Annotated in this window: 9 protein-coding genes and 4 pseudogenes; 3 read left to right on the top strand and 10 right to left on the bottom strand. The window is 69.4% G+C overall.

Annotated elements, in window-relative coordinates; all coding sequences use genetic code 11:
- Positions 1-19 precede the first annotated feature (19 nt).
- The 5 genes and pseudogenes from K6K41_RS23205 to K6K41_RS23185 all read right to left on the bottom strand — a co-directional run bounded on the left by K6K41_RS23205 (position 20) and on the right by K6K41_RS23185 (position 4270).
- Positions 20-997, bottom strand: coding sequence for a sll0787 family AIR synthase-like protein (locus K6K41_RS23205; protein ID WP_261402457.1), 978 nt, complete (start codon positions 995-997; stop codon positions 20-22).
- The gene (locus K6K41_RS23200; RefSeq protein WP_261402456.1) at positions 997-1542 is read right to left on the bottom strand and encodes an MSMEG_0567/Sll0786 family nitrogen starvation N-acetyltransferase; all 546 of its coding nucleotides are present in this window, start codon (positions 1540-1542) and stop codon (positions 997-999) included. The genes K6K41_RS23205 and K6K41_RS23200 overlap by 1 nt, the downstream gene beginning before the upstream one ends.
- Positions 1539-2667 (bottom strand): annotated as a pseudogene (locus tag K6K41_RS23195) (MSMEG_0568 family radical SAM protein). The gene K6K41_RS23200 and the pseudogene K6K41_RS23195 overlap by 4 nt, the downstream one beginning before the upstream one ends.
- Positions 2576-3629: pseudogene (locus tag K6K41_RS23190) on the bottom strand (Nit6803 family nitrilase). The pseudogenes K6K41_RS23195 and K6K41_RS23190 overlap by 92 nt, the downstream one beginning before the upstream one ends.
- 158 nt (positions 3630-3787) lie before the next feature.
- Complete coding sequence (locus K6K41_RS23185) at positions 3788-4270, bottom strand: MSMEG_0572/Sll0783 family nitrogen starvation response protein (RefSeq protein WP_261402455.1); 483 nt, start codon at positions 4268-4270, stop codon at positions 3788-3790.
- Positions 4271-4587: 317 nt separating this feature from the next.
- On the opposite strand from K6K41_RS23185, the gene K6K41_RS23180 reads away from it, so the two are divergent.
- Complete coding sequence (locus K6K41_RS23180; protein ID WP_261402454.1) at positions 4588-5964, top strand: aminotransferase-like domain-containing protein; 1377 nt, start codon at positions 4588-4590, stop codon at positions 5962-5964.
- A gap of 41 nt (positions 5965-6005) precedes the next feature.
- On the opposite strand, the gene K6K41_RS23175 is transcribed toward K6K41_RS23180, so the two are convergent.
- Positions 6006-6284: a high-potential iron-sulfur protein gene (locus tag K6K41_RS23175; protein WP_261402453.1), complete on the bottom strand. Its 279-nt coding sequence runs from the start codon at positions 6282-6284 to the stop codon at positions 6006-6008.
- Positions 6285-6543: 259 nt separating this feature from the next.
- On the opposite strand from K6K41_RS23175, the pseudogene K6K41_RS30790 reads away from it, so the two are divergent.
- Together K6K41_RS30790 and K6K41_RS23165 are read left to right on the top strand one after the other, a co-directional pair.
- Positions 6544-6978 (top strand): annotated as a pseudogene (locus K6K41_RS30790) (carbohydrate porin); the annotation flags it as partial.
- A gap of 82 nt (positions 6979-7060) precedes the next feature.
- Positions 7061-7909, top strand: coding sequence for a carbohydrate porin (locus tag K6K41_RS23165; protein ID WP_261402451.1), 849 nt, complete (start codon positions 7061-7063; stop codon positions 7907-7909).
- 16 nt (positions 7910-7925) lie between these two features.
- On the opposite strand, the pseudogene msrP reads toward K6K41_RS23165, so the two are convergent.
- The 4 genes and pseudogenes from msrP to K6K41_RS23140 all read right to left on the bottom strand — a co-directional run bounded on the left by msrP (position 7926) and on the right by K6K41_RS23140 (position 13109).
- Positions 7926-8930 (bottom strand): annotated as a pseudogene (gene msrP / locus K6K41_RS23160) (protein-methionine-sulfoxide reductase catalytic subunit MsrP).
- Between the two features lie 79 nt (positions 8931-9009).
- Positions 9010-9570 carry a DUF992 domain-containing protein gene (locus K6K41_RS30785; protein ID WP_428978550.1) on the bottom strand — a complete coding sequence of 187 codons (561 nt, stop codon included), beginning with the start codon at positions 9568-9570 and terminating at the stop codon, positions 9010-9012.
- Positions 9571-9772: 202 nt separating this feature from the next.
- The gene (locus tag K6K41_RS23145) at positions 9773-10975 is read right to left on the bottom strand and encodes a pyridoxal phosphate-dependent aminotransferase (RefSeq protein ID WP_261402450.1); all 1203 of its coding nucleotides are present in this window, start codon (positions 10973-10975) and stop codon (positions 9773-9775) included.
- Between the two features lie 370 nt (positions 10976-11345).
- Complete coding sequence (locus K6K41_RS23140) at positions 11346-13109, bottom strand: serine hydrolase domain-containing protein (RefSeq protein ID WP_261402449.1); 1764 nt, start codon at positions 13107-13109, stop codon at positions 11346-11348.
- Positions 13110-13182: the final 73 nt, after the last annotated feature.

Genomic DNA, 13182 nt, shown 5'->3' with positions numbered 1-13182 from the left:
GGCCCCGACGCCCGGGACGTCATACCGCCACCCTCTCGCGGCAGCCGATCAGCGGGCGCGCCGCGAAATCCCAGATCGTCTCGCGCGAGGCTCCCGAGCGCACCGAGACGAGCGAGCCCGCCTCGATCGCGCCGATGTCGGCGGCCGCGATCCCGCGCCGCGCGAAGCGGGCCGTGACGGCGCCGACGTCCTGTGGCGCGACCGCGAGGAGATAGCCGAAGCTCGGAAAGCTCTGGAGCCAGCGGTCGAGCGCGACGCCGTCGGGCCGCGGGATCTCGTCGAGGTCGATCTCGATCGAAACGCCAGACGCCTCGGCCAGCATCGCGGCGGTGCCCACGACCCCGCCCTGGCTGATGTCCTTGGCGGCGCGCGAGAGCCCCGCCTCGGCGATCTGGGGCAGGATCTCGAGATCGCCGCGCAGCCTCTCCGCCGGCGCGTCGATCGCCGCCTCCCAGTTGAGGAAGGGCGCGCGGTAGCGGCCGCGCAGGTCGATCGCCGCGACGAGCCGATCGCCGGGCGCCGCGTCGAAGCTGGAGAGCAGGCGGTTGGCGCGGCCAAGGATCGCGACCGAGAGCTGGCCGCGGTCGCAGTCCAGATTGGTGTGGCCGCCGACCACCGGCACGCCGAAGCGGTCCGACGCCTCCCGCAGCCCGTCGAGCACGGGCGCGGCGCCCGCCTCCCCTTGCGCCCAGACCGCGTCCACGACCGCGATCGGCCGCCCGCCCATGGCGGCGACGTCGGAGCAGTTCACCATCACGCCGCACCAGCCGGCGAACCACGGGTCCTCGGCCACGAAGCGGTTCATGAAGCCCTCGACCGCAAACAGCAGCCAGCCGTCGCCGCTCGGGATCGCGGCGCAATCGTCGCCGACCTGAACGGCGTCGGCGCCCGAGACGCCGAGGCGGCGGGCCGCGAGCGCGATGTCGGCCTTGGACTTCAGCCCCTGCGAGGCCCGAAGCCCCTCGGCGATCCCGGCGAAGGCGGATGCGGAGAGCATCAGGCGGCCTCCGCCCGACGGAACGCCCGGAAGCCCGTCTCGGGCGTCGCGAAGGCGGGGTAATGCGCGAGATCGGCGCGCATCAGGAAGTGCGGGCGCCCGTGAAGGTCGATGGGTTCGACCACGTCCCAGTGCAGGCGCTGGAACAGCATGGCGTTCGCGGCCTGGACATGGGCCAGAAACGTCGTGCAGCCGCGCGCATGCGCCGACGACACCGCGAGCCGGATGAGGCCAGGCCCGAGCGCCCCGATGCGCCGGTAGGGTTTGGCCACCGCAAGCCGCGAGCCCCACCAGAGGCCCGGCGTCTCCTCGTGGATGCGCACCGTGCCGACCACAGCCTCGAAGGCGAGCGTGTGAGAGGACAGGCCGACGATCGTGGTGGCGGCCTCGTCGATCGCGTCGCGGTCGTCGGTCTCGAAGATCTTCTGCTCGCGGCAGAACACCTCCCGGCGCAGCGCCGCCGCCTCGCGCCGCTCCCAGGCTTCGGTCACGTATTTGAGCTGGAACTCGCTCGAGACGAACGGCGCGAAGGGCTCGAAGATCATGCGCAGGCCCTCCGCTCGAAGGCCGAAAGCGCCGAGCAGGCGCCGCATTTGGCGCAGCCGGCCTTCACGTCCGCCGACTTCAGTCCGGCCTCGACCAGCATCCGCGACAGCGGCGCGAGGATCGAGGCCATGAAGGCGGCCGGGGGCGTCGGGTGGCTCTCGAGCGGCGTGCCGGAGATCGGCGTGAAGGGCACGACGAAGGGGTAGACGCCGAGCCCCACGAGCCGTTCGCAGACGCCGAGCACGTCCTCGCGGCTGTCGCCGAGGCCGGCGAGAATATAGGTCGAGACCTGGCCCCGCCCGAACACCGGGACGGCGGCGGCGAAGGCCTGGAAATAGCGCTCGACCGAGACGCTCGCCTTGCCCGGCATCACGCGGTGGCGGACCTCCTCGGTCACCGCCTCGAGATGCATGCCGAGGGCGTCCGCGCCGGCCTCACGCATGCGGCCGTACCAGGCGTCGTCCTCCGGCGGCTCGCACTGGACCTGGATCGGCAGGTTCACGCGCGCCTTCACGCCTGCCGCGCTCTCCGTCAGCACCGCCGCGCCGCGGTCGAGGCCCTTCGGCGTGCCGGTCGTCATCACCATGTGGCGGACGCCGTCGAGCCGCACCGCGGCTTCCGCCACCTCGGCGAGTTGCGCCGGCGTCTTGTGCGCGATGGTGCGGCCGGCCGCGAGCGACTGGCCGATGGCGCAGAACTGGCAGGTCTTCGTGCGCGACTGGTAGCGGATGCAGGTCTGCAGCACCGTGGTCGCCAGCACGTCGCGGCCGTGAAGCGTGGCGATGTGGCTGTAGGGCACGCCGTCCGCGGTCGTGAGGTCGTAAACTTCGGCGCGCCGGGAACGAGACGTCGCCCACGAATTCGCCCTCGCGCGTCACCCGCGAGCGGCCGAAGGCGTCCGGACGCTCGATGACGTAAGGGCTGTCGAAGGCCGGCGCGGTGTGCACCGGCGCCATGAAGGTCACGCCGTCGACGGTCACGGCCTTGTGGTCGGAGGGGCCTGCGCCGCCGCGGCGGCTGTCGGCGCCCTCCCTAGGCGCCTCGAGCCTGACCCCGAAGGACTGCAACTCGGCGATCAGGCGCTCGGTCGGCATCGAGGCCGTTGGCTTCGCCATCGGTTTCATCGGGGCGCGCTCCCGTAGCTCTCAGCGGGGGAAAAGGCCGAGCGCAGAACGGACTGCGGCCGGTCGTCATGAACGAGGTTGAGGAGCTCGGGGGGCGTAGTGGCCGATCGAGTCCATCATGCGCTTGCGCTTGAGGCAGAGCGCCATGTCGAGATCGGCGAGGAGGATCCCCTCGCCTTCGGTCAGCGGCTTTGCGAGATGCGCGCCCTCGGGCGACACGATCGCGGTCATGCAGCCGCCGGTGAGCGCCTTGCGCATCGCTTCGTTGGGCTCGATCGCGGCGCGCTGCTCGTCGGTGAGCCAGCCCGTGGCGTTGACCACGAAACAGGCGCTCTCGGCCGCGTGGTGGCGGATCGCCGCCTCGATCTGGTCGGAGAAGATCTGCCCCACCATCGATCCGGGAACTGGGCCGCGTGGATCTCCTCGTGCTGCGCCATCAGGGCGAAGCGGGCGAGCGGGTTGTAGTGCTCCCAGCAGGCGAGCGCGCCGACGCGGCCGACCTTGGTGTCGACGACCTTGAGGCCGGCGCCGTCGCCCTGCCCCCAGATCATGCGCTCATGATAGGTCGGCGTGATCTTACGGCGCTTGAGCTTCAGCGAACCGTCGGCGTCGAAGATGAGCTGCGCGTTGTAGAGCGAGCCGTGGTCGCGCTCGTTGACGCCGAGCACCACCACGACGCCGCGTCGCCGCGCGGTCGCCGAGATCGCGTCGACCACCGGGCCCGGAACGGTCACAGCATGCTCGTAAAGCCGCAGATGCTCGCCGCCGATCGCGACCGGCGGGCGGGTGAACGAGAAGTACGGGTACCAGGGCAGAAACGTCTCGGGGAAGACGACGAACTCCGCGCCCTTGTCGGCCGCCTCGCCGAGCGCGTTGAGAGCGCGGGCGAGCGTCCCCTCGCCGCTGTCGAGATCCGGCGAGATCTGGACCGCGGCCGCCTTCACGATGCGCTTTTCGGCCATGCCGGCCTCCGTTCTCTCACGTCATCCCGGCCCCGTCGAAGCGGAGAGCCGAGATCGCTCTCCGCGTCTGGCGCCATCGCCTCTTTTTCGAGGACGATCCCGGATCGTCGGCCTGCGCCGCCGTCCGGGATGACGCGCGTCCTCCGCGCCCGCTCAGCTCACAGCGTCCAGGTGTTGAGGATGAAGGCGTTGTCCTTGCGGTGGAGCAGGATCAGGTCGAGCACGTCGAGCGGGCTGATCGGGATCACGCCCTCGATCAGCGACGGCTCGCCGTGGCCGTAAAGCGCCTGCAGCGCAAAGCGGCAGGCGTAGACCTTGCCGCCGTCGGCGATGATCTTCTTGATGCGGTTGTTGAAGTTGAGATGGCCCGGAAACGCCTCGGCGCCGAGCGTCGGAAAGCCGCGCTGAACCGCGAGCGTCACGCCCGGACCATAGAGCAGGACGGAGGTCTCGAAGCCCTTCGACATCAGCCGCGAGGCCTGGAGAAGGTTCACGAGGCCGATCGAGCCCTCGAACGCCACCGTGTGGAAGGTGACGAGCGCCTTTTCGCCGGGAGCGGCTTTGACGTCCTCGAACTTCTTGTCCTCGTAGTCGACGAGGAAGTCGCCGTCCTTGTGAAACGGCATCGTCACTTCGGGCATTGCGCGCTCCTTGGCTGGTCGGCGTGTCCACCGACGGTAGCGACCCTTACGCAACCCCCATGCCAGATTGACTGCCCTTCAAAATCCAACAATATGCATTCAATTATACATTCAATGTCATTGCGCACGTCGCCGGAAGCGATGACGTTTTAGGCTGAGCACGCCTGCATATTGAGCAGCGCCGGGCTTTCGGCCGCGCCGCTCCGGCGTGACGAAGCGCACAGTCCTCCATGCAAGAAGGGTGACAGGACCGCCGCGCAACATTATGCAGTCAATTCAGCCGGCGCAGGAGCGCGCCGCATCGGGGCGGACAACGCATGCGCGAATGGACGGCGGATCTCAGCGCAAGCGACAAGCCGCGCTATCTCGCGATCGCCGACCAGATCGAGGCCGACGTCGCGCTCGGCAAGCTCGCGGCCGGCGACCGGCTGCCGCCCCAGCGCGCGCTCGCCCGGCGCCTCGAGGTCGACTTCACGACGGTCGCGCGCGGCTATGTGGAGGCCCAGCGGCGCGGCCTCGTCGAGTCGCGGGTCGGCAGCGGCACCTTCGTCTGCGCGCGGGCCCAGACCCCGGCCTCGCCTGCGCGCCGCGGCCTCGTCGACCTCTCCATGAACCTGCCGCCCGAGCCCGAGGACGAGGCCCTTCTCGCCCTCATGCGGCAGGGCTTTTCGGAGATCGCCTCCGATCTCGTCACGCTGCTGCGCTATCAGGGCTTCGGCGGCGCGCAGCCGGACAAGGACGCGGCCTCCTCATGGCTCGGACGCCGCGCCCTCGTGCCGACGCAGGACCGGGTCTTCGTCACCCCCGGCGCGCATCCGGCTTTGCTCGCGATCCTCACCGTTCTCGCGCGGCCGGGCGACGTGGTGCTCTGCGAGGCGCTCACCTATCCGGGCGTGCGGGCGATCTCGGCGCAGCTCGGGCTGAAGCTTATCGGGCTCGAGATGGACGACGACGGCGTGACGCCGGAGGCGTTTTCGCAGGCTTGCGAGCGCCTGAAGCCTAGGGCGCTCTACCTCAATCCGACGCTCCAGAACCCCACCACCCTCACCATCTCGGAGGAGCGGCGCCGCGTGCTCGCCGAGATCGCGCGCGGCTACGAGGTGCCGATCGTCGAGGACGACGCCTACGGCTTCGTGCCGACCGCGCGCATCTCGCCCTTCGCGGCGATCGCGCCGGACATCACCTGGCATGTGGCGGGGCTGGCGAAATGCATCGGCGCGGGGTTGCGCACCGCCTATGTGGTGGCGCCCTCGGCGCGCGCCGCATGGCCGTTCGCGGCGGCGCTGAGAGCCTCGAGCGTCATGGCGTCGCCGCTCACGGTCGCGCTCGCGACGCGCTGGATCGAGGACGGCACGGCCGACACGCTGCTGCGCTTCATCCGCTCCGAGACAGCGGCGCGCCAGAAGCTCGCGGCCGAAATCCTCCCGAAAGACATGTTCCGCGCCGACCCGCTGAGCTTCAACCTCTGGCTCTCGCTTCCCGCGCCCTGGACCCGCTCGGCCTTCATGGCCCACATGCGGCAGAGCGGACTCGGGGTCGTTGCGAGCGACGCCTTCGTGGCCGCCGGCGCGCCGCCGGAGGCCGCGCGGGTGTGCCTCGGCGGGCCGATCTCCCGCAGCGAGCTCGCGCGCGCGCTCGAATTCATGGCGCATGCGCTCGAGGAAGCGCCCGAGGTGGCGCTCACAGCGCTCTGAAGGGCCGCCCGGCCGCGCCGGGCAGGTCGGACGGCCGGTTCTCAGGCCTTCGGCGTATAGAGGCTGCACCAGCCTTCGGGGCTGATCTTGCCCTCGACGCCCTGGCACCCTTCCGGCGGCTGGAACATCGCGCAGCCCGAGCATTTGTCGCCGGCCGGGGCCTTGGCGACATATTGCACGTCCGCCTGAGATTGCTTGGTCTGCGCCCGCGCCGGTCCCGTGGCGGCGCACGCCGCGCCCACCGCGATCGCGGCCGCGCCGCCGAGCGCCATGCGGCGCGAAATGACGACGCGACGCCCTTCATCGACGATTTTCGTCATGGTCTCCTCCCAGTCGGGCCGGTCTTTCGCCGGGCCCGAACAGGAAGCTGAAACTCACGGTCTCGTTTTCAATCTTTTATAATTCTAAAGAGCTAGAGCAACCCATGAGGGAGCTTTGAGCGACCTGCGCCTAAGCGCTTCGGTTGTCTCTTAAAAATCACTTAGAAAAAAGTTCGGCGATTACGCCGTTGTGGGTCCCCTCGCCCTTCGCCAAAGTTCGCCGACCGTCGCGCTCACGAACGACGGAATCGGGGGCGGCATGCGGGTGTGTTGGCGGTCAGCGGCGGGCGTCGCGGCGTTGTCGGTCGCGGTTGGGCTCGCATCGCCCGCGGCGGCCGGGGAGGACGAGGCGGAGCCCTCGATCCTCGACCATGTCCCGGCGCTATCCGTCCTGAAGAACGCGCGCGACGCGCTGGCCGACAAGGGCTTCCGGCTCTCGGGCTTCTACTTCGCCGACCCGCGCGCGATCCTCGACGGCGGCATGCGCGAGGACGCGACCTATAGCGGGCTGCTGAACCTCGCTCTCGAGCTCGACGGCGAGAAGGTCTTCGGCGTCGAGGGCGGCCGGCTCCACGCCAGCATGCTCCAGATCCACGGCAAGGATCTCTCCGACGAGTATGTCGGCAACCTCATGTCGGTGAACGACATCGGCGCGCGACCGACCACGCGGCTGTTCGAACTCTGGTGGGACCAGGAGATCGACGACCGGCTGTCGCTGCGGTTTGGCCAGATGGCGGCCGACGAGGAGTTTCATCAAAAGCGAATACTCCGAGGACATGTTCATCGGCGCGACGCTCGGCTGGGCCGCGCCGCCGTCGGAGAACCTGCCGCAGGGCGGTCCGGCCTATCCGTTCGCCTCGCTCGGGGTCCAGGCGACCTGGAAGGCGAGCGAGAACCTGACCCTCGTCGGCGCGATCTACAACGGGACGCCCGCGCGCCCCGACGCCGCCGATCCGGAAAAAGCCAATCGCCACGGCCTCAATTTCCGGCTGAAGGATCCGCCGCTCGTCATCCTCGAGTCGCGCCTCGCCTTCGACGGGCTGAACGGCCTGCCGGGCGTGCTGAAGCTCGGCGGCTATGGCCATTTCGGCCGCTTCGACGACCTGAAATACGGAACCGACGGGCTGGTGCTCGGCTCGCCGGGCTCGAACGACGATCCGCGTCGCCACCGCGGGAACGTCAATTTCTACGCCATCGTCGACCAGCAGGTCTGGCGCGCGCCCGGAGACGATCCGCAGGCCGGGATCGGCGTCTTCGCCCGCGTCATCGCCGGACGCCCGGACCGCAACGCGATCAGCTTCTATGTCGACGGCGGGATCGTCGCGAGCGGGCTCGTGCCCGGCAGGCCCGACGACAAGTTCGGGATCGCGGCCGCCTACGCCGACTTCTCGCCGCGCCTCGCCGACGTCGACCGCGCGGAGAACGCCGCGAGCGGGCTCGCTGGCGCCGTCCGCCGCTTCGAGGGGATCATCGAGGCGACCTACAAGGCGCAGCTGCTGCCGGGCTTCACCGTTCAGCCGACGCTGCAATATGTGGTTCGCCCGGGCAGCGGCCCGCCCGAAGACGGCGGCAAGCGCATCCCCAATGCGACCGTGTTCGGCGTCACCACCGTCGTGACGTTCTGAAGCGACGAGCGCCTCGTCACATGAAGAGCTTTTGGCCCTCGAGTCCCCTGTAGAGGCCAGCGACCTGCTCGGCGTAGCCGTTGTAGAGCAGGGTCGGGCGCCGTTCCGAGGTGCCGAGCACGCGCTCCTGCGCCTGGCTCCATCGCGGATGCGAGACCTCCGGGTTCACATTTGCCCAGAACCCGTATTCGCGCGGGCCTGCGGCCTCCCACAGCGTCTTCGGGCGCTTGTCGGTGAACTCGAAGCTCACGATCGATTTCACCGACTTGAAGCCGTATTTCCACGGCACGGCGAGGCGGATCGGCGCGCCCATCTGCTTGGCGAGCGGCTTGCCGTAGGCGCCGGTGGCCAGGAACGCGAGCTCGTTGGTCGCCTCCTCGATGGTGAGGCCTTCGGTATAGGGCCAGTCGTAGAGCGGGCTCGCCTGATAGGGCGCGACGTCGCTGTCGAGGAAGGTCTTCATCGTCACGTATTTCGCCGAGCCGAGCGGCTTGGCCCAGGCGACGAAGTCCTTCATCGGGATCCCGGTCCAGGGCAGCGCCATCGACCAGGCCTCGACGCAGCGGTGGGCGATAGAGCCGCTCCTCGAGCGGCAGCGCCTTCAGCAGGTCGTCGATCCCGACCTCGCGCGGGGTCTCGACCATGCCGGCGATCTTGACCGTCCAGGGCCGCGTCTTCAGCGCGCCGGCGTTCTGCGCGGGGTCGCCCTTGTCGGTCCCGAACTCGTAGAAATTGTTGTAGCCGAGATTGAAGCGCTCGGGCGTCACGTCGCGGTCGAGCTTGTAGAGCTCGTTGCGCTTGGCCGGATAGAGGCCGGCCGAGGGGTCGGGCGCGTCGGGCTTGGGAGGCTCCTTGGCCTTGAAGATGTCGAAGATGCCGGCCTTGGCGGCGTCGGGCGCGAGCGTCAGGCCCGCGGCGCCCGCGGCCGCCCCGCCATGAACAGGCGCCGGTTCAGCGCGACGCGCTCGGGCGTCGCATGGCTTTCGGGAATGGCCCAGGACGGAACGCGCCGGATCAGCATGCCGATCTCCTCGTTAAGGTCGTCATGGGCGTTACGCAAAGCGGCGGCCGAAGGTTACGCCCCGGCCGCCGCAAAAGTCTCACGATCCTGCGAGGAGCGTCAGATCGGATTGAGCGTGAGCGACGAATAGCCCGCCGCGACCGACAACCCGGTCTGGCCCTCGACGCTGAGCGGCTGGAGCGAGACGGTGATGTCCGAGCCGCCGATCAGCACGTTGGCGCCGCCGCCGATGAGCGCCGAAACGCTCGCCGAGGCGCCGCGATACTTGCCCGCGAGGTCGCCCGGGCCGAGATCCTTGGAATGGGGCCACCACCGCCCAGGCGAGCACGCTCAGGCCGGTCTTGCCGACGTCCACGCCGATCTTGTTCATGTGGCCCATGTAGAGATCGACGGCGTTGCGGCCGACATTCGGCCGGTACTCGCAGGAGACGTCGCGGCGCGAGCCCACGATGTAGCCGATCCCGCCCGGGATCTCGCAGCGCAGCGTGCCGACCTGATAGCCCGAGACCGGCTCGTAGCTGCGGCCGACCTTCTTGATCGTAACGAAGGGATGGGCGTCGTCGGCCGCGACCGCGGGCAGGACGAAGGCCGCGACGGAGAGCGCCGCCGCCGCGAGCGCCGAACGGATCAGGAGGGTCATCTCAGTCTCCAGACTGAAGGCTCTGAAAGCGCGCTTCCGGCGGAAGCGTCGGGGGAAAAGCCCCCGCCGGGCGCGCTTTGGTTCCACGCGGCGTCGGCGCCGGCCCTGCGGCGATGCGTCGACGCCACATGATGGCTGATCATTAACGGCGGCCGTCTGTCCGAGTTGCGGCGAAATTCGGCGAAAACGATTTCATCCCGTTTCAGCGCAGCGATCCGCAGAACCGCTGGATGCGGCGGCAGGCCTCCTCGAGCGTGGCGTCGGCGGTCGCGTAGGAGATGCGGAAGTTCGGGCCGAGGCCGAAGGCCGAGCCCTGCACCACCGCGACGCCCTCGGCCTCGAGCAACTCGGTCACGAAATCCTTGTCGGTCTCAATCTTGTTCCCCGACGGCGCGGTCTTGCCGATCGTCCCCTCGCAGGACGGATAGACGTAGAAAGCGCCTTCCGGCTTCGGGCATTTGAGGCCGCTCGCCTGGTTGAGCATCGACACGACGAGGTCGCGCCGCCGCTCGAACGCCTGGCGGAAGCCCGGCAGGAAGTCCTGCGGGCCGTTGAGCGCCTCGAGCGCGGCGAACTGCGCGATCGTGCAGGCTCCGGAGGTCTGCTGACCCTGAACCATGTCCATGGCCTTGATGAGCTGCTCCGGCCCCGCCGCGTAGCCGATGCGCCAGCCCGTCATGCAATAGGCCTTGGAGACGCCGTTCATGGTGAGCGTGCGCTCGTAGAGCGAGGGCTCGACCTGCGCGGGCGTGGTGAACTCGAAGCCGCCGAAGACGAGATGCTCGTACATGTCGTCGGTCAGCACCCAGACATGCGGATGGCGGACCAGCACGTCGGTCAGCGCCTTGAGCTCGTCGCGCGAATAGGCGGCGCCCGACGGGTTCGAGGGCGAGTTGAACAGGAACCACTTGGTCTTCGGCGTGATCGCGGCCTCGAGCGCCTCGGGGCGCACCTTGAAGCCGTCCTCGATCCTGGTGTCGACGAAGACCGGCGTTCCGCCGTTCAGCGCCACCATTTCGGGGTAGCTCACCCAGTAGGGAGCCGGGATCACGACCTCGTCTCCGGGGTTAAGCGTCGCCACGAAGGCGTTGTAGAGAATCTGCTTTCCGCCGGTGCCCACGATCGTCTGGCTCGCCTTGTAGTCGAGCCCGTTCTCGCGCTTGAACTTCTGGGCGATGGCTTCGCGCAGGGGGGCGATGCCGGAGACCGGCGGATACTTGGTCTCGCCGCGCCGGATGGCGTCGATCGCCGCGTCCTTGATGTTCTGCGGCGTGTCGAAGTCCGGCTCGCCGGCTCCGAGGCCGATCACGTCGCGGCCCGCGGCTTTCAGCTCGCGCGCCTTCTGGCTCACCGCGATGGTGGCGGACGGCTTTACGCGCGACAGCGCGTCGGCGAGGAAGGCCATGACAGGGCTCCAAAACTCGTGATGCTGCGACGGCGCGGTTTCTAGGCTCGGTCGCACGTACGCGCAAGGCGCGCCGGGGCTTCCACGCGCCGTTCGCCGACGGCGATAGGCGATGGATGTCGAAAGGCGGATCCGAAACACGATGGCGCTCGGATGAGCCGCCGCGTCATGCCCGCGCCTTCGCGCGGGTATCCACGACTTCGGCGTAGCGCTTCACGTTCCTAGAAAGTCGTGGATACCCGGCTCCGCCGGGCATGACGGCGAGAGCCGGGGCGTTCACGTCACGATTCAGCAGCGGTCGCGGGCGACCAAGCCCACTGCGACGATCGGCTGACGGCGCTTCGGACGCCGTCCGTAATGGTTCGGCCGCTCAGTCGGTCGACTTGCAGGCTCCCGAGCCCGGCGTCTTGCCGCCGCAGCGCTCGTAATAGAGCGCGTAGAGGATGTTCTCCGCGGTCCGCGTCGCGAAGGCCGAGCCGGCCTCCTCCAGCGAGGAGTGCGAGTTCACGAGGATCACCACGGCGAGCGAGCGCTTCGGCATCAGCGCGATCGTGCTCGAGAAGCCCGGCAGGCCGCCGACCTTCGACACCACGCTCGGAACCCGGTTGGCGTCGTCGCGCGGCGCGACCACCCATGCGAGCGCCGACCGCGGCACGCCGGCCGGGCATGTCGAGAGCGCGGGAGCGTAGATCGTTTCCCCGCAGGCCTGCGGGCGCTGGGCGATGCGGAAGCCTTCGAGCAGCGCCTCGGGCGCGGGGTCGCGTGGGCGCCCCATGGCGGCGGCGGCGAACTTCGCCATGTCCTTGATCGACGATTTCAGGCCGCCGGCCGGCGCCCAGGCGGTCACCACGTTCATGTAGGGCTCGCCCGGCGCGATCGTCACCGTCAGCGGATCTACATAGCCCGCGCCCGGCGCGTCGAGCGAGACGTAGACCACCTGTCCGTTGGCCACATAGGCGGTCGCCTGAGCGTCCGCGCCGCCGGCGCTGCGGCCGCCGGTGATGGTGACCGTCGGAGCCCGCTGATAGCCTGCTCCCGCCGCCTTCACCCGGACGCCGATCGCCTTGCCGTTCGCCACGACGAGCTCGGCGTCGGCCATGGTCGTCGAGCCGCCGTTCGAAAAGGTCACCAGCGCGGGCGCGACATAGCCCTGCCCGCCGCCGGTGATAGTGACCGACCGGACCTCGCCCTTGGGGTTGATCGCAGCGGTCGCGGTCGCGCCGGTCCCGCCGCCGCCCGAGACGACGACCTGCGGCGGCGCCGAATAGTTGGCCCCGGCCTCCGTCATCTGGAAGTCTGTCACGGCGCCGCCCGAGACGAGGGCCCGCGCCGTCGCCTGGGCGTAGCCGGAGACCCGCCTCGACTGCTCGGCCTCGGGCACGATGAGGAAGGTGTTGCGCATCGCGAGCGGCTGGAGGATCTCGGCGTTCACCGCGTCGTACCAGCCGAACACGTTGGCGTTGGAAATCGGCTGGCCGGCCGGGCCGCCCATCAGCAGGCCGAGCAGTCCCACGCTGATGTTGGAATAGAGATACGGCGCGGGAAGGCGCTTGGCCGCCTCGTAGGGCCACTTCGAGAAATCCATCGGGACGGCGGTCTGGAGATAACTGGCCAGTTCGGCCGCCGTGTAGGCCGAATAGCTCGGCCGGTCGGACGGCATGCAGCCCTGAGCGTCGCCGTTGATGCAGACCGGAGGCTGGTTGGAGAGCCCGGCGGTGAAGGCGCCGAGATCCTTGAGCCTGATCCGGCCCGCCTTCGGCTGGAGCGGCCCGGTCTGAGCCGAGAAGTCCGCAAGCTGCTGGTTGAGCTCGAGCGCGCCAGAGGCGACCCGCTGGCCGAGCAGATTGGTGGTGAAGACCTTGGTCATGGAGGCGAGGTCGAACAGCATGTTCGGCCCGAACGGGACCGCCGGAGCGTCCCCGACGGCGATCGTGGCCTCGCCGAATGTGAAGAACTTCGGAGCCTTGTCGCCCTCGATCACCGCGACCGCGACGCCGGGCGCCTGCCCCGACGTGACGAGCCGTTCGGCGTTCATCCGCACGATGTCGCGGACCGAGCCGGCCTGGGCCGCGCCGGCGCCGCCCAGGCCGAGCGCCGCCGCAAGGCAGAGCGCGCGCATTCCGACCGAAGACATGCCCGAAACCGCCATGACGACCGCCCCCCGCATCGGCGCCCAACGCCGGCGCCCGGTCATGAGGTACCCCGCA

The sequence above is a fragment of the Chenggangzhangella methanolivorans genome (genome assembly GCF_019797865.1).
GTDB classification, from domain to species: domain Bacteria; phylum Pseudomonadota; class Alphaproteobacteria; order Rhizobiales; family Methylopilaceae; genus Methylopila; species Methylopila methanolivorans.
This window is presented reverse-complemented; position numbering and strand designations above follow the sequence as displayed.